The sequence below is a fragment of the Chryseobacterium panacisoli genome (assembly GCF_008274625.1).
GTDB lineage: Bacteria > Bacteroidota > Bacteroidia > Flavobacteriales > Weeksellaceae > Chryseobacterium > Chryseobacterium panacisoli.
In genome coordinates this window covers 484,525-502,080 of sequence record NZ_VTRU01000001.1, presented here as the reverse complement: position 1 = coordinate 502,080, position 17,556 = coordinate 484,525, and the positions used below count along the sequence as shown (strand labels likewise).

The 17,556-nt window shown below is 36.1% G+C and carries 18 protein-coding genes and 1 pseudogene; all 19 read left to right on the top strand.

The features are described from left to right. Positions 1-9 precede the first annotated feature (9 nt). Positions 10-450, top strand: coding sequence for a DinB family protein (locus FW781_RS02375; RefSeq protein ID WP_149385952.1), 441 nt, complete (start codon positions 10-12; stop codon positions 448-450). Between the two features lie 65 nt (positions 451-515). Beyond that, positions 516-897, top strand: a pseudogene (locus FW781_RS02370) (GxxExxY protein). 33 nt (positions 898-930) lie between these two features. Further along, the gene (locus tag FW781_RS02365) at positions 931-2,079 is read left to right on the top strand and encodes a class I SAM-dependent methyltransferase (RefSeq protein WP_172625644.1); all 1,149 of its coding nucleotides are present in this window, start codon (positions 931-933) and stop codon (positions 2,077-2,079) included. Positions 2,080-2,216: 137 nt separating this feature from the next. After that, complete coding sequence (locus tag FW781_RS02360) at positions 2,217-2,486, top strand: hypothetical protein (RefSeq protein ID WP_047385273.1); 270 nt, start codon at positions 2,217-2,219, stop codon at positions 2,484-2,486. Between the two features lie 156 nt (positions 2,487-2,642). Continuing rightward, the gene (locus tag FW781_RS02355) at positions 2,643-4,022 is read left to right on the top strand and encodes a dipeptidase (protein WP_149385950.1); all 1,380 of its coding nucleotides are present in this window, start codon (positions 2,643-2,645) and stop codon (positions 4,020-4,022) included. A gap of 210 nt (positions 4,023-4,232) precedes the next feature. Then, positions 4,233-5,153, top strand: a complete 921-nt coding sequence (locus tag FW781_RS02350; RefSeq protein ID WP_149385949.1) for a T9SS type A sorting domain-containing protein — start codon at positions 4,233-4,235, stop codon at positions 5,151-5,153. 211 nt (positions 5,154-5,364) lie between these two features. Continuing rightward, positions 5,365-6,288, top strand: a complete 924-nt coding sequence (locus FW781_RS02345) for a T9SS type A sorting domain-containing protein (protein ID WP_149385948.1) — start codon at positions 5,365-5,367, stop codon at positions 6,286-6,288. A gap of 80 nt (positions 6,289-6,368) precedes the next feature. Then, entirely contained in the window at positions 6,369-7,076 is a 708-nt protein-coding gene (locus tag FW781_RS02340; protein WP_149385947.1) for an SDR family oxidoreductase, read from the top strand. 149 nt (positions 7,077-7,225) lie between these two features. Continuing rightward, on the top strand, positions 7,226-7,972 hold the full coding sequence (locus FW781_RS02335) for an electron transfer flavoprotein subunit beta/FixA family protein (RefSeq protein ID WP_149385946.1): 747 nt from the start codon (positions 7,226-7,228) through the stop codon (positions 7,970-7,972). A 99-nt stretch (positions 7,973-8,071) separates the two neighbouring features. Then, a complete protein-coding gene (locus tag FW781_RS02330; RefSeq protein WP_149385945.1) occupies positions 8,072-9,019 on the top strand; it encodes an electron transfer flavoprotein subunit alpha/FixB family protein in 948 nt (315 codons plus the stop codon). Positions 9,020-9,208: 189 nt separating this feature from the next. Next, positions 9,209-9,808, top strand: coding sequence for a bifunctional nuclease family protein (locus FW781_RS02325; protein ID WP_047425437.1), 600 nt, complete (start codon positions 9,209-9,211; stop codon positions 9,806-9,808). Positions 9,809-9,830: 22 nt separating this feature from the next. Next, complete coding sequence (locus FW781_RS02320; RefSeq protein ID WP_149385944.1) at positions 9,831-11,213, top strand: nucleoside permease; 1,383 nt, start codon at positions 9,831-9,833, stop codon at positions 11,211-11,213. A gap of 113 nt (positions 11,214-11,326) precedes the next feature. After that, a complete protein-coding gene (locus tag FW781_RS02315) occupies positions 11,327-11,881 on the top strand; it encodes an RNA polymerase sigma factor (RefSeq protein ID WP_149385943.1) in 555 nt (184 codons plus the stop codon). After that, entirely contained in the window at positions 11,847-12,554 is a 708-nt protein-coding gene (locus FW781_RS02310) for a hypothetical protein (protein ID WP_149385942.1), read from the top strand. Before FW781_RS02315 ends, FW781_RS02310 begins: the two co-directional genes overlap by 35 nt. A 90-nt stretch (positions 12,555-12,644) precedes the next feature. Next, entirely contained in the window at positions 12,645-13,739 is a 1,095-nt protein-coding gene (locus FW781_RS02305; RefSeq protein WP_149385941.1) for a hypothetical protein, read from the top strand. Between the two features lie 149 nt (positions 13,740-13,888). Next, entirely contained in the window at positions 13,889-14,293 is a 405-nt protein-coding gene (locus tag FW781_RS02300; RefSeq protein ID WP_047385263.1) for a hypothetical protein, read from the top strand. A gap of 2 nt (positions 14,294-14,295) precedes the next feature. Then, positions 14,296-14,706, top strand: a complete 411-nt coding sequence (locus tag FW781_RS22270; protein WP_172625643.1) for a hypothetical protein — start codon at positions 14,296-14,298, stop codon at positions 14,704-14,706. 57 nt (positions 14,707-14,763) lie between these two features. Next, entirely contained in the window at positions 14,764-15,942 is a 1,179-nt protein-coding gene (locus tag FW781_RS02285; protein ID WP_149385938.1) for an acetyl-CoA C-acyltransferase, read from the top strand. Between the two features lie 106 nt (positions 15,943-16,048). Beyond that, positions 16,049-17,539, top strand: coding sequence for an MFS transporter (locus FW781_RS02280; RefSeq protein ID WP_149385937.1), 1,491 nt, complete (start codon positions 16,049-16,051; stop codon positions 17,537-17,539). Positions 17,540-17,556 lie beyond the last annotated feature (17 nt).

The window sequence follows — 17,556 nt, the reverse complement described above, 5'->3', positions numbered from 1 at the left end:
TTTTTAGTAATGAAAGAAAAACTGATTGATTTATTTGAATATACCTATCATTTCAATATTGAGATGATTAAAGTTATTTCTGAAAACAGAAAACGTGTTGATGATAAAACGATCAGTCTGATGAATCATACTCTTAATGCACAACAGATCTGGAATGCCCGGATTCTGGGAGAAACGACTTTTGAAGTCTGGCAGATCAATCCTTTTGAATCTCTTGAGGAAATTAACCATGCGAACTTTCTTAAAAGCATTGATATTATAAGAAATTTTGATCTGGACAAAAGAGTAGAATATCAAAACTCAAGAGGAACAAAATTTGAAAACAGTATTTTTGAAATGCTTTTTCATGCAGTCAATCATTCTACCTATCACAGAGGACAAATCAATTCTTTGCTTAAACAGAGTGGTATAAGCCCGGTATTGACTGATTATATTTTTTACAAAAGATAATTTGATCGGGTAATCATTTCAAATGAGATTTTGTGTAGATTTATGAAACACAAAATACAAATGTTATGAAAGAAAACGAGATAAGTTTTTATATCAGGAAATCTATATTTTCTGTTTATAATGAACTTGGACCAGGGCTTTTAGAAAAGGTTTATGAAAAAGTTTTGGCATTTGAGTTAGAAAATAATGGTTTAAGTGTTAAAACACAGGTACCGATACCAATAAAATTTAAAGGAATTTTTATTGATTCAAGTTTTATTGCAGATATAATTGTTGAAGACAAAGTTATTATCGAAATAAAATCAATTCCTGAAATAATTAATGTTCATCACAAGCAACTTTTAACCTAATTTAAAATTGACAAACCTGAAATTAGGAATACTGGTTAATTTCAATACTGATTATATTGATAAAAGTATTATTCGAAAAATAAACGGAAACATTTAATAAGCATAATAATCTGTGCAATTTGTGAAATCTGTGGGAAGTAAACTATTAAACAAAGACATTCAAAGCTATATCAATGCAAATCTGAATACCGATTTACATACATTACTGCTGAAAAAATCACCCTTTCCGGAAGTTTCTATGCAAGAAATTGTACAGCAGATCAAAGGAAAACAGGTTGCAGAGAGAAAATTTCCTTTTCTGCTGAAAGAAGGAATTATTTTCCCACCACAGCTTAATCTGGAGCAGTCATCATCAGAAAAAACCGCCCTTTATAAATCCGGAATCTTGAAAGGGAGCACATTTATTGATCTCACGAGCGGTTTTGGTATTGATGCCTATTATCTCTCCCAAAACTTTGATCATATCACTTTGGTAGAGCAGAATACAGAGCTTTTAGAAATTGTTGAGCATAACTGGAATACTTTAGGACGTCAGGCACGTTTTATCAACAAAAAGCTTGAAGATTTTCTGAACAGGAATCAGGAACATTTTGATGTCATTTATCTTGATCCGGCCAGAAGAGATCAGCAAAAAAATAAAGTTTTTCTTTTAGAAGACCTGTCTCCTGATATTCTCGAAATTCAGGAAAAATTGCGGTCTGTTTCCAATCAGGTTGTCATTAAGCTTTCCCCATTAATTGATCTTAAGTATCTTGTTTCAGTATTACCGGGTATTTCAAGAATGGATATCATTGCTTTGAAAAATGATGTAAAAGAGATCGTTGTGTTCCTATCCAATGAAAATGCAGATGGAGTTATATGCAACTGTGTAAACCTTGAAAGCGGAGAAACCGCCTTTACCTTCAAATTTGGGGAAGAAGAAATGGCCGAGTCGGAATACGCTGAACCTGAAAAATACATTTATATCCCCAATCATTCCATTTTGAAAGCAGGAATCTTTAATTTGATTTCACAAAAATTCGGATTAAAAAAACTTCATCCGAACAGCCATTTATATACTTCTGATATAAAAAATGAAAATTTTCCAGGGAGAATTTTAGAAATGGAAGCTGTTGATTCTAAAAGTATTAAAAAGAAAGGCCAGTTTAATATTATTTCAAAAAATTACCCTTTAAAACCCGAAGAAATCAAGAAAAAATACAGCCTGAAAGATGGGGGAGATCATTACCTTATTTTTACACAATCCAAAAAAGGGAAAATAATATTAAAATCAGTATAAAAATGTTGCCGAAAAAAGCAGGATTTCTTACTTTTGGGCAATCAAAAATTTAAACATGAAATCGCTCACTGTTTGGATAATCAGAATAGACTAAAATAGTGCGGTTTCGTATGATCTTATAAAAATAAATTTTACATATGAAAAAATTAGTTATATGTTTAGCAATTGCAACAGTAGCGGTAAGTTGTAAAAAAGTACCAGCTGGTGGAAATAAAGGGACTTTGAAACTGGAAGAAGGAGTAGACAGATATTCTGATGCTGCTCAGGGTGAAGGTCACGGACATGCAGCTGCTGCAGAGCATAAGGAAGAAGTTGCTGCAAAGCCAGAAGCTGCAGCTCCTAAAACAGACAGTACTGCTGCTGCAAAACCTGCTGAAGCTGAAAAGGCTCCAAAAGCTGAACACTAATTAGAAGTACAAAATATACAAGTGCCCTGTTTTTGCAGGGCATTTTTTATTAAAAAGATGGCTATAGGGCTCATTAACATAGGATTGGTAAAATCCTGCCTTTTTGTTTGTCCCTGCCGGGCATTTTTTTTAATTTTAACAAAATAAATTTTTACAATGCAAGAGACATTAAATTACATTAACGAAAACAAACAGCGTTTCGTGGATGAATTATTTGAGTTATTGAGAATTCCTTCTATTTCTGCAGATCCGGCGTATAAAGATGACGTTTTGAAATGTGCAGATGTAGTGGCGGCACACCTTAAAAATGCAGGAGCTGACAATGTTGAAGTTTGCCAGACCAAAGGATATCCAATTGTTTTCGGAGAGAAAATTTTAGATAAAAGTTTACCTACAGTATTGGTATATGGACATTATGATGTTCAGCCGGCAGATCCATTGGAACTATGGACAAAGCCACCTTTTGAACCTTATATTGAAAAAACTGAACTGCACCCTGAAGGAGCTATTTTTGCAAGAGGTTCTGCGGATGACAAAGGACAGTTTTTCATGCATCTGAAAGCATTTGAAGCCATGATGAAAACCAATGCTCTTCCCTGCAACGTTAAATTTATCTTGGAAGGAGAAGAAGAAGTAGGTTCTGTAAGCTTAGGAGACTGGGTGAGTGAAAATAAAGAGAAATTGACTTGCGACTGTATCTTGATTTCTGATACTCATATTTACAGCAACGAACAGCCAACTGTTACAACAGGATTAAGAGGTTTGAGCTATGTAGAAGTAGAAGTGGAAGGACCCAACAGGGATTTACATTCGGGTCTTTACGGTGGAGCGGTTCCAAACCCTATTCACGTTCTTTCAAGAATGATCGCTAATCTGATTGATGAAAACGGTCATATTACCATTGACGGGTTCTATGATAACGTAGAAACGGTTTCAGATGCAGACAGAGCAGATATGAACAAATTGAAAGACAATCCTGAAGAATTCAAAAAATCAATAGGATTAAGCAATATAGAAGGTGAAAAAGGATATACAACGTTAGAAAGAACATCTATCCGTCCTACTTTAGACTGTAACGGAATCTGGGGTGGTTATACGGGAGAAGGCGCAAAAACTGTAATTCCTTCCAAAGCTTTTGCTAAAATTTCCATGCGTTTGGTTCCTTACCAGACCCCTCAGGAAATCACGGAAAAATTCACAAAATATTTTGAAAAAATCGCTCCGGATACAGTGAAAATTAAAGTAACCCCTCACCATGGAGGGATGCCTTATGTTTTACCAACTGATACCAAAGAATTTGCGGCTGCAAAACAGGCAATGGAGTCTGCATTCGGAAAAGAAGTTCTTCCATACAGAGGAGGAGGAAGTATCCCGATTACAGCAATGTTTGAGCAGGTTTTAGGAGCTAAATCTGTATTGATGGGCTTTGGATTGGATTCTGATGCAATTCACTCTCCAAACGAGCACTATGGATTATTTAATTTCTATAAAGGAATTGAAAGTATTCCGTTGTTCTTTGAAAATTATTCAAAGTAATTCAATAAAAATAAGATAGAGTAAGGTATTTCTGGAAAGAGATACCTTATTTTTTTGCTCTGAATTGAACTGTTTTGCCTGTATGGGAAGACGTTTTTAATAGATTTGAAAATTAAATTCACTGAGTATAAAAGTGTTATTTTTTATTTGCAGTAAGTTATTTCACCATTCGTGGAAAGTTTATATTTTTAATACAAAACTTGATTTTCTATGAAAAAATACTACTCAATTGCAATTTTACTATTATCGGTATGCATTTTTGCACAACAGACTGTGTCCTTTGAATTTAATGAAGGATTCAACGCCGGAAATATCCATGGCCAGGCGGGATGGATCAGTACTCCCACAGGAGGAGTTCCAGCAAACGTAGCCTATCAGACGATCAGCGTAGATAAAGCCAGCGACGGAAGCAGTTCTCTCAAAATTGTTAAAGAAACAACCTATGGAACCCAGTCTGATCCTATTATCGGAGGTTTTTATAACCTGCCGGCCCCGCTTGCTTACAATAATTTCTCCGTATCATTTGATATCAATATGTCGCAGCTCAATGGCTCCGATTTTGGTTTTCAGGGAGTAAATAATGTTGATGATCAGGTGATTGTGCGATTGGATTTTGATAAAACCGGATTGCTCAAAATTCTGAATACCGTATCAGGTACACAGGATTTGATTTCCATACCTTCAGCATGGCAGCCCAATATCTGGTATAGAGTGAAAGTTGTAGGAACTGCCGCAGATGTCAGATATTACCTTAATAATGTTCTTATTTATACAGGCACAGCCGCAAGTTCAGTGAATATAGATCAGCTGCGTTTTGTTCATAATAATGCGTCGGGATCAGCTTATGTTGATCAGATTAAAATAAATAGTGAACTATTGGTATTGGGGATTAAGGATACAAAGATTACTGCTGAAGAAGTATCTGTTTACCCTAATCCTGCAATTGATTTTATACAGATTAATTCTCCCGGTACGGTTAAAAGTATTGAGATCTATGATGAGTCAGGAAAGCTGATAAAATCTAAAACAAACAGTAACAAAATCGATGTAAAAGGGCTGCCTGCAGGTCTATATATGGTTCATATCAAAACTGAAGAAAGGAATTTTACAGAAAAAGTGATCATCAGATAAATTTTTTATCGATTCTGAAAACCGGTGTTCTTTTTAATGTGCTGTAGGATTTATGGATGATTTTTTGGAAATGATACTTTTATTTAGGTTTAATATCTTTATTTGTTTGGGTTAAAATATACTATATTAATTTGTTTTTATGTTTAAAACATTCGTTAATTTTGCTTTTTTGATTAAAATACATATATTTGCTCAAAACTAAAAAAATATCATGAAGAAACTTTACATTTTCGCAATTTCGTTGATTTCCATAACATCTTTTGCCCAGCAGACTATTTCTTTTGAAGCCAGTGAAGGATTTACAACAGGAAATATTAATGGCCAGCAGGGTTGGATTTCTACAAGTAACGGGGCTACGCCGCCAGTCTATTTGACCACTCAATTGGTTTCAGCTGAAATGGCAACTCAAGGTTCAAACAGTCTTAAAATAACACCAGACGTGCCTTATGGGCCACAGCAAAGCCCTGTTATGGGTGGTTTTTATACTTTTGCAACACCATTAACATATAATAGCTTTACACAATCATTCGATGTAAGACTTACACAAAAAAGTTCATCAAGCTCAGATTTCGTTTTCAGAACAGTAAGTACAACAGGAGCTGGAGGAATCGTTACTTATATTGATTTTTCTTATGATGGTACAATTTTGCTTGCTACAGCTGGTTCAGCTAACTTAGTAAATACCAATCAGACCTGGAATGCCAATACCTGGTACAGAGTAAAAATAGTATCTACTGCTACAGGAATCCAATATTTTCTGAATGATGCGCTGATCTACACAGGACAGCCGTTCAGTAACAACAACATCAACAGAATGGATTTTGTACATGACAATTATGGAGGTTCTGCCTATATCGATAATATCAAAATCAATAATGAAGCATCATTATCCACAAAAGATGCCGTTAAAAACGATGTGAAACTATCCATTTATCCAAATCCTGCTACTGAAGTTATAAAAATTACAACTCCTGGTAAGATAAAACATGTTGAAGTATATGACATGTCAGGGAAAAGAGTAGATGTCACATTGAATGGTGACCAGGTGAATGTAAGAGATCTGTCTTCCGGAGCTTATTTACTGAATGTAGAAACAGAAGGAAGAAACTTTACAGAGAAATTTATAAAAAAATAATTCCTGATAAATCTTAGTATCAGTAAAACGCTCCAATTGGAGCGTTTTTGTTATTTTAGAGAATTAAAATTTGGGAATCAATGGCAGAGAATAAAACAGCTTATATAACAGGAGGAACCAAAGGAATCGGTTTCGGGATTGCGAAAATTTTACTTGAAAATGGTATCTCGGTAGCATTTTCAGGAAGAAAAAGAGAAGATGTGATGAAGGCGGAAGAGGAACTTAAACAATACTCAGAAAATGTTTTGGGAATTGTTTCTGATGTAAGAAGTCTGGAAAGCGAGCAGGAAGCGGTAAAATATACCGTTGAAAAGTTCGGAAGACTGGATTATATCATTGCTAATGCCGGACTGGGAATATTTAAGCCCGTAGACGAACTCACTGCAGAAGAGTGGAATGATATGATAGAAACCAATCTCACAGGTGTTTTCTATACTTTAAAAGCTTCTGTAGAAGAACTGAAGAAGACAGAAGGGTATTATATTACCATTTCAAGTCTTGCAGGTGCCAACTTCTTTGAAAACGGAACAGGATACAATGCTTCAAAATTCGGAGTGGTAGGTTTTACCCAGGCTGCAATGATTGATTTAAGGAAATACAATATTAAGTCTACGGTCATTATGCCGGGATCGGTGGCCACTCATTTTAACGGAAATATTCCTTCAGAAAAAGACAACTGGAAGATTCAGCCCGAAGATATGGGGAATCTCATATTGGATATTTTAAAGATGAATCCAAGGGTTTTGCCAAGTAAAATAGAGTTTAGGGCAACAAAACCAGCGAAGTAACTACATCTAATGTATTGAATAATAATTTAATAAGTATTATGCATGCATAATATATTTTTTATTTATATTAGCAAAAATTAATTCAAACAAAATCTCTGCATAAACTGTCATGATTTTATGCGCCAAAGGGAAAAAATAAAATAGTACACATGAAAATATTAGTTTGTATTAGTAGTGTTCCGGATACTACTTCCAAAATTAACTTTACAGCAGATAAATCTGCTTTCGACAAAAACGGAATTCAGTGGGTGATCAACCCGCTAGACGAATTTGCGTTGACAAAAGCGGTTAAACTTCAGGAATCTCAGGGAGCAACAGTAACAGTAATCAACGTAGGAGATGCTGGTACAGAACCTGTGATCAGAAAGGCTTTGGCAATTGGTGCTAATGATGCTGTAAGAGTAAATCTTGATCCTAAAGACAGCTATTCTACAGCAAAAGAAATTGCTGCTGTAGCTCAAAACGGAGGATATGATCTTATCCTTTGCGGAAAAGAATCTATCGACTATAATGGAGGTTCCGTTCCAGGAATGGTGGCTCAGCTATTGAACCAGCCTTTCGTAAACGCTTCAGTAGGATTAGACGTAAACGGAGGTGAAGCTACTGCAGTAAGAGAAATTGAAGGAGGAAAAGAAACTATTTCTGTAAAATTACCGGCAATTATTGCAGGTCAGAAAGGATTGGTAGATGAAAAAGACCTTATCATCCCAAATATGAGAGGAATTATGTCTGCAAGAACAAAACCTCTGCAGGTAGTAGAGCCTACATCTTCAGAAGTAAAAGTTCAGGGAGTATCTTATGACAGTGTTCCTCCAAGAGCCGCTGTGAAAATGGTTTCTCCTGACAACCTGGATGAATTGGTAAGATTACTTCACGAAGAAGCTAAAGTAATCTAATAAAGATAACAGGTAAGAGGTGATAGGTAGCAGTTTTTACACATACTTCTTAGACCTAATCCCTATAACCTAAACCCTACAACCTAAAAAATATAAACAATGGCAGTATTCGTATACGCAGAAAATATAAACGGAGTTTACAAAAAAGCAGCTTTTGAAGCAGTTTCTTACGCTAAAGCTGTTGCTGATAAAGCTGGAGATACAGTTACGGCAATCTCTGTAAACCCAACAGATTCTTCAGATTTATTATACAAATATGGAGCATCAAATGTAATCAATATCAAAGACGAAGGTCTTAAAAACTTCTCAGCAAAAGCATTTGCACAGGCTGTAAGCGAAGTAGCAGACGGAAACATCATCGTTTTCCCTCATACAACGGATGCTTCTTCAATTGCTCCGATGCTTGCTGTAATGAAGAATTATTCTTTAATCACTAACGCTTTAGAAGCTCCTGAAAACCTTTCTCCTTTCCAGGTAAAGAGAAGAGCATTCTCCGGAAAAGGTTTTATGCATGCAAAAGCGGAAGGAAACGGAGTAATCGTTACGGTTTCTCAAAATGCTTTCGGTGTTAAAGAAAATGCAGTATCAGGTTCAGAAGAAGTGAAAAACTTATCGGTAGCTAATGAAGATACTAAGGTGATTTCTCATGAGCAGAGTTCAGGGAAACTAGACCTTAAAGAAGCTGAAGTGGTTGTTTCTGCGGGTAGAGGGATGAAAGGTCCTGAAAACTGGGGAATGATTGAAGACTTGGCAAATGTTCTAGGAGCTGCTACAGCATGTTCTAAACCGGTTTCTGACATCGGATGGAGACCTCACACAGAGCACGTAGGACAAACAGGTAAAGCAATTTCTCCAAATCTTTACATTGCTGTAGGGATTTCAGGAGCAATTCAGCACCTTGCCGGAGTAAACTCTTCAAAAACGATCGTAGTAATCAATAGCGATCCTGAAGCACCATTCTTCAAATCTGCTGATTACGGAGTAGTAGGAGATGCTTTCCAGATTATTCCTGCATTAACAGAGAAAATTAAAGCAATAAAAGGATAAGAAAGTGAATTGTGAATAGTCAATTCGCTTTGCTCGTCAATTTTTAATTAAATAAATTACTTGCGAAGCAAAATTAACTATTGACGTTTGACAATCATCAACAATACAGATAAAAGCTCGGCTTTCCGGGCTTTTATTTTTGCGTAAAAAAGTAAAATCACAATAAAAAATTAATCTATATTTGTAGCTATGGATTATAAGCAGCTAATTATTCGCGGAATATCGTACAGCCAGACTCAATCAGGGGCTTACGCATTGTTACTGGAGCATGAAGAAACACACATAAAATTACCTGTTGTTATAGGAAATTTCGAAGCCCAGTCTATCTCTCTCGGATTGGAAAAAGATATCCATCCACCGCGTCCTCTTACCCATGATTTATTTACAAAATTTATAGTCTCTGCCAACTATGAGCTGATCTCTGTTATTATTTATCAGATTGTAGACGGAGTATTCTTTTCCAATATCAACTTTAAAAATAAAGTGAACGACGAGGAACTGATTCTTGATGCCAGAACCTCTGATGCTGTTGCAATGGCGGTAAGATTTGATGCGCCAATATTTACCACACAGCAGGTGCTAAATGAAGCGGGAATTTTATTGGAACTGGAAGATGTTGCCAAAGAAGACCAATCTTTCTCAGAAACTGTACAGACAGAAGACAACTTAAAATCTCTTTCTATGGAAGAACTTCAGAAATTACTGGAAGATGCCGTTAAAGAAGAAGACTATGATACCGCTCTTGAAATTCAGGAAGAAATCAAGAGAAGGAAAAAGACAATTGACTAAAGAGATACTTTTTATATAAACTATGAATTTAAAATTACGACTGACCATCCTCAGTTTTCTCCAATTTTTTGTTTGGGGAGCTTGGCTGATTACGATGGCAAACTTCTGGTTTGGCACAAAACATTGGGAAGGAACTCAGTTTGGAGCTGTGTTCGGTACCATGGGAATTGCTTCCATCTTTATGCCAACCATTACTGGAATTATCGCTGACCGCTGGATCAATGCGGAACGTATATTTTCAGTATTACACATTCTTTATGGGGTTATTCTTTTCATATTGCCTCATTCCGCAGATCCGAATTCTTTCTTTTCGGTCATGCTTGTGGCGATGTGCTTTTATATGCCAACCATTGCATTGGCCAACTCTATTTCTTATACAATCCTGAAAAATAATAACATGGATGTAGTAAAAGATTTTCCGCCTATCCGTGTATGGGGTACCATTGGTTTTATTGTTGCCATGTGGATCACTAATCTTAGCGGGAACAAAGCTACAGAAGGACAGTTTTATATTGGAGGGGCGATTGCAATATTCTTAGGAATCTATGCCCTTACCTTACCAAAATGTCCGCCACAAAAACTGATTGATAAAAATTCGCCACTATCCGAACAATTAGGATTGAATGCATTCAAACTTTTCGGAAACTATAAAATGGCCTTGTTCTTTTTATTTTCAATGCTTTTAGGAGCAGCACTTCAGCTTACCAATGCATATGGAGATGTTTTTTTAAGTGAATTTGCCCATTTTCCTAAATATGCGGACTCATTTGTCGTACAGAGATCTACCATTATCATGTCAATTTCTCAGGTATCAGAAACCTTGTTTATTTTGGCGATTCCTTTCTTCCTGAAAAAATTCGGAATTAAAAAAGTAATGCTGATGTCTATGCTGGCCTGGGTGTTAAGATTCGGATTCTTTGCATATGGCGTTCCGGACGGATTTGGACTTTCTCTGATCATCCTTTCATGCATTGTATACGGAATGGCATTTGATTTCTTTAATATCTCAGGATCACTTTTCGTAGAAACAACTACAGATAAAAAAATACGTTCTTCAGCTCAGGGGTTATTTATGATGATGACCAACGGTTTCGGAGCTGTTTTTGGAAGTTATATTGCAGGCTGGGCTATTGATAAATTCTTTACCCATAAATTTGCAACCGTTTCAGATTTATCTGCTTATCTGGAAACTACACCCGATAATCCTACTTTTCTGGAAATACTGAAAAATAGTTTCAATGCAGTGGTTAATTCAGACGGAACGCTCTCATCTGTAGTAATGGTAAAAGACTGGCAGCAGATATGGCTTTCATTTGCTATCTATTCGCTGGTACTGGCTATATTCTTTGCTGTATTGTTTAAACACAAACACAACCCGGAAGATGTTTCATCAGTAAAACATTAATTAAAACTAACATTCTTTAGATATTAAATTGCATTTTTGAAAAAAAATGCAATTTTTTTTATTTTCAGGCAACCTTTTGTAAAATAAACCGTCTTATAGATAGAAACTTAAACATGAAGAATCTCGAAGAGAATTTTTTATTGGCTAAAAAACAGGACCGGAGAGGGCAGAAAGCTCTTTACGAGATGTTTGCTCCCAAAATGCTGGCCATTGCAAATTCTTATGTCAATAACCTTCATGATGCGGAAGACATCCTCCTGAATGCATTGATGAAATGCTTTACCAGAATAGATGAATGCAGAGACTGGAAAAGCTTTCCGTTCTGGCTTAGAAAAATTATTGTGAATGATTCCATTACTTTCATCCGGAAGAATAAAAATATTCTCTATGCAGATGTGGAAATTGCCGATGATTATAGTGAAGCCTCTGATGAAGAATATCCGGAAGAACTTAATATTGAAGAAATATTCTCCCAGATGCCTATAGGATACAGATTGATTTTTAATCTATACGTCTTTGAGGATAAAAAGCACAGTGAAATTGCTGAAATTCTTAATATCTCTGAAGGAACAAGCAAAAGCCAGCTGAGCAAAGCAAAAAAATGGCTTGCTGAATTTTTAAAAGCAAAAGAAAATGAAAAAAGAAATACTGAAACAGTTAAAATCTGATTATGAAAAGCTTGAAATAGAGCCTTCTGCAGATCTTTGGAGCAGGATAGAGCAAATAGACCATGGAGAAGAGAAAAGTGCTGATATACGCTCTGAAAAAGCTTTTCAATGTTGGAAATATGCTGCTGTATTAGTTCTGTTGATTTCGGTAGGGACATTGCTTTATTTTAATGGAAATCACCCAGTCAGTAAGGACAACCCGATAGCAGTTCATACAGGACTGCCCAAAAAACATATCAAAACTCCTTTAGCGGATCACAAAATAGATGCTGCCCATAACATCATCACAGAAAACAATACCAACCAAAAGAGTATAAAAGTAATTTCAGACATTCCGTTGTATCAAAAGAAAGAAGAATTGCAGAAAGAGGGATTAAGTATAGGTAAGGAAGAGCAGATTATAATTGCGGATTATGAGATTAAAGCTCCGGTATTGGATAAAAATATAATTCCTATAGCAGATAAGCCTGCTCTTGTAGAGAATAAAAAAACTGAATATATCAACGCTGATGAGCTTCTGCAGGGAAGAGAGTTTCAGAAAAAAAGGGAAGAGAACAGAACAGATATCAGAAAATTCGGAGCGCTTGATATGACCAAAATTAAAGTTAAAAGTCCCAATTCCCTTAAAATATTTGGAGTAACCGTTTACACAGACTCACTGGAAAGCAAATAAACAATCATCTTTTATATCACATTTTATATCACAGAAAGACTGCCCCGAAACAGGGACAGCAATCAAATATTGTCTAAAAATTATTAAAATATGAAACCTAAGTTACTATTGATGGCTGCTGTAATGGCTTTTAGCTATGGGTTTGGCCAGGAAACTCCGGATAATAATCTGAGTGTCTATTCAAAAAAAATCGACAGCATAGTGATGTCTGAAAAAGGCAAAATGAATATAGAACTGGATCAGATTGACAGGAGTTTTAAAGAAAAGAAAATCACATCCGATGAAAAACAAAAACAACGTACAGCAATCGCTTCAAAATATGAGCAGATTATTAATGGAAAAATAGATTCCCAAAAACAGGATCTTGAAATGGCAACCAGAGAACTCGTTAAAGACGCTGTTTTTACATCTGAAGATTCCATAAAAAATGGAAGAAATCAGCTTTGGCTGGGACTCAATGGATTTAACATGAAACTCAATGAGAAGAAAAAGAAGAACAACCCGAAAAACTATCTTGAAACCTTAGAACTTTCCGTGGGCATGGGAGGGGCGGGATTAACTTCAAAGAATAAGCCTTTTGATTTTTACAGTAAGAATTCTGACATTAAAAACAGTGTTATCAATTCCTGGCAGCTGACATTATGGTACGGGAACCAGATCGGAAGCTATACAAGCCCTTTTTTCTACCGTTTCGGATTGGGAGTACGATCAGACCAGCTTACACCCAAATATAGGCAGGCGTTCAAACAGGATAAATACAACTTATTCGTTGGTGATTTTGACCGCGGAACCCTTAAAAAAAGTATGCTTTATAATACATATATAACCGTTCCTGCAGATCTGAAATTTGTTTTAAATCCAAAATATAAAGACTATGAAGGTGTTAAATACCTGGATAATAATAAGAATCAGCTGTGCATTATTGTGGGTGTTTATGGAGGCATTAAAATAGGGAGTGTGAATTACTCCAAGTATTCCAATGAATTTTCCGATAGAATTGTTGAAAGAGAAAAAGTAATGCATGGAGTGAACGATCTTGTTTTCGGAGGAAAATTGGGAATCAGTTATGCCGGATTCAATCTGTTTGTACAGAAAGACTTTACGCCCGCTTTCAATAACAATGCTTTGCTGAAGAAAAAATATGGACTTCAGATCGGGATAGAGATTGCCAATGTCAATTTTTAATTTGATAATAAATAAGCTTTTTCTTTATATAATGAATAAAAATATTAAAGCTTTTTTATAACTAACAAGCGTTCGGGTAATGAAATCCTATTTTTAAAACACACTATTTAAAAGTGTGTTTTTTTTTGTATTTTGGCACTTTAGTAAATATGAAAAATATTCAGTTATTAGGATTACTCTTAGTAGTAATAGGCAGTTTTTTACCCTTGGTACATGTGCCTGTCATTGGGAACTGGAACTATTGGAAACTTGATCATTATCTGGCTATTGCATGCTGGATATTGGCTGCTTGTGCAGTTTTTGGAATTGTGAATAACAGCGTGAAAATTGTAAGATTTTTTGGCATTCTGCTTATCCTTTTATTTGCATTTACCTTATTTGCCGTGAAGATGCAGTCTTTGCAGTACTTTAGCTTTTTACCATTCAAATCATGGCAGGAAACTTTTGCCGGAATCGTTAAACTGAAATGGGGCTGGGCTGTAGAATTTTTAGGCGCTTTCCTTTTGGTTTTTGCAGGAGGAAACAAAAAAGTAAATAATCGCACACAACTATAAAAATGAACTTCTTAAAAATATTTTCCGCTGGAATTTTGTTGGCCGTTGCCGCACAGGCTAACGCGCAGACAGCAGATCAGAAAAAACCGGATAACCCGGCTAAATGTGCCAATATAAAAGAAGGCAAATTTGTAAGACCCAATTACCCGGAAGGAATATGGCATATGACCATTAAAGATAATGTTCAGACAGAATATTTCAATAATGGAAAAGATTACATTAAATCAACATTGGTTTTTGTGGATGACTGCAATTACAAAGCAATCATTATGGAGAAATCCGATAAAAATAATCCAGTACAGATAGGAGATGTCTTCAATAATAAAATCTTAGCTACTCAGGATAACCTTTTGAAAGTTAATACTAAAATTGAAGGAACTCAGTTTGATGTGGTCTATGTAAAAGTGAAATAAATTCAACCTATAAAACGGAACTTTTGTTCCGTTTCGTTAAAAATAAAAATTATATACATGAAAGAAGTATTCATCGTTTCCGCAGTAAGAACACCTATGGGGAGTTTTATGGGAAGCTTGTCAACAGTTCCGGCTACAAAACTGGGAGCAACTGCTGTAAAAGGAGCACTAGATAAAATCGGTTTAGATCCTAATGCTGTTCAGGAAATCTATATGGGGAATGTTCTTCAGGCGGGAGAAGGTCAGGCACCGGCTCGTCAGGTGGCTTTAGGAGCAGGTCTTTCAATCAATACACCTTCTACTACAGTTAATAAAGTGTGTGCTTCAGGAATGAAGGCTGTAACAATGGCTGCTCAGGCGATCAAAGCTGGTGATGCAGACGTAATTGTTGCAGGAGGTATGGAAAATATGTCTTTAGTTCCTCACTATTACAATGCAAGAGTGGCTACGAAATTAGGCGATATCAAAATGCTTGACGGAATGGTGCTTGACGGTCTTACAGACGTTTACAACAAAGTACATATGGGAGTATGTGCAGAAAAATGTGCAGTAGATTATAATATCACAAGAGAAGACCAGGATAACTTTGCTGTAGAATCTTACAAAAGATCAGCAAAAGCTTGGAGCGAAGGGAAGTTCAACGAAGAAATTGTACCGGTTTCTATTCCTCAGAGAAAAGGAGAACCTGTCATCTTTGCTGAAGATGAAGAATACAAAGCGGTAAACTTCGACAGAATTTCAACGCTTCCTACGGTATTTAAAAAAGAAGAAGGAACAGTAACGGCAGCTAATGCATCTACTCTGAATGACGGAGCTTCTGCGTTAATCCTTGTTTCCAAAGAAAAAATGGAAGAATTGGGATTGAAGCCTCTTGCAAAAATCGTTTCTTACGCTGATGCAGCACATGAGCCTGAAAACTTTACAACTGCTCCGGCAAAAGCATTACCTATCGCTCTTAAAAAAGCAGGATTAGAAGTTTCTGATATCGATTTCTTCGAATTTAACGAAGCTTTCTCAGTAGTAGGATTGGCCAACAATAAGATCTTAGGATTAGATGCTGCTAAAGTAAACGTAAACGGAGGTGCAGTAGCATTAGGACACCCACTGGGAAGTTCAGGTTCAAGAATCATCGTAACATTAATCAACGTATTGAAGCAAAATAATGCAAAATACGGTGCAGCAGCAATCTGCAACGGAGGTGGTGGAGCTTCTGCTATCGTGATTGAGAATATCTAATATTCTGTTTAATAATACATTACCATTAAGGAATGGATAATTTTTTTAAAAACTTATCCATTTCTTAATGGTTTTTCTATTTTTGTGCTACTAATATATATTTGAAATGTCTGAAACTGAGAATCGACAGCCTAAAAACATAAAGAATAATCCGAAGATTATGAAAGCCTGGGCTGTATATGACTGGGCAAACTCCGTGTATTCCCTGGTTATTACGTCTACCATTTTCCCTATTTATTACTCTATCCTTACCACAGCGTACGAGAAAAAGGAATATATAGCAGAAACCAAAACATGGATTGATGTTCCCGTAAGGCATACGATCAAAATTTTTGGAGAAGGATATCAGCCGGATGCTGTATATGGATATTCACTTACCATATCATTCTTTATTGTAGTATTGTTATCTCCATTTTTATCTTCATTAGCAGATACTATCGGAAACAAAAAATCTTTCCTGCAGTTTTTCTGCTATCTGGGGGCAACATCATGTATGGGATTAGCCATGTTTACAGGGATGCATAACGTTTTTCTCGGACTTCTCTTCAGTATTACGGCCAGTGTCGGCTTCTGGGGAAGTCTGGTGTTTTATAACTCCTTTCTTCCGGATATTGCCACACCGGACAGACAGGATGCGCTTTCTGCAAGAGGATATGTCTACGGATATATTGGTTCTGTAGTTTTAGTAGTAATCTGTTTAGTACTGATTCAGGTTTTTGCTAAAGGAGCTGCCCAGCAGTTACTATTTACAAGAATCAGTTTCCTGTTAACGGGAGCATGGTGGTTTGGGTTCTCTCAGTATACATTCAAACACCTTCCTCAGTTTGGGGATGTAAAAGATAAGCTGCCTAAAGATCTGGTATTATTAAATTATAAGAACATCTTCAAAAAGCATGAAGAACAGGGAGGCTTTTTTGAAGTATTGAAAGATAACTTAAGCTTCTATAAAGATATTGCAAAAGAAAGTTTCCATGAACTGTTTAAAGTGGGAGGAGAGCTTTTCAAAGACAAAAATCTTAAATTCTTCCTGTCCAGTTTCTTCTTTTACAGTGTAGGAATGCAGACGATTTTCCTTATGGCAACTCTGTTCGGAAAGAGTGAGATCAATCTTGCTCAGGATAAACTGATCGGAACCCTTTTGGTCATTCAGATAGAAGCCATTATCGGAGCTGTTATTTTTTCAAGGTTATCTAAGAGAATCGGGAACAAAAACGTTATTTCAATTGCCATCATTCTATGGATTGTTGCCTGTCTCTGGGCTTATTTCCTGAATAAGGAAAACTCTACAGTAGAATATCAGTTCTATGGAGTGGCAGCAGTAGTAGGCTTGGTAATGGGCGGTCTTCAGGCGATGTCCAGATCTACCTATTCAAAACTGCTTCCCGAAAACTCGATGGAAAACACCACATACTTCAGTTTCTATGATGTATTGGAAAAAATTGCGATCATTATCGGGACATTCATCTTTGCAACATTAATTGAGCATTTCAATAATATGCGTATCGCAGCATTGTCCATGACCATATTCTTTGCAGCAGGATTAGTTTTAATCAGATTCCTGAAGGTTAAAATGAGGACCGACAGAGAAACTTTATAAAAAAAAGACGTTATTTT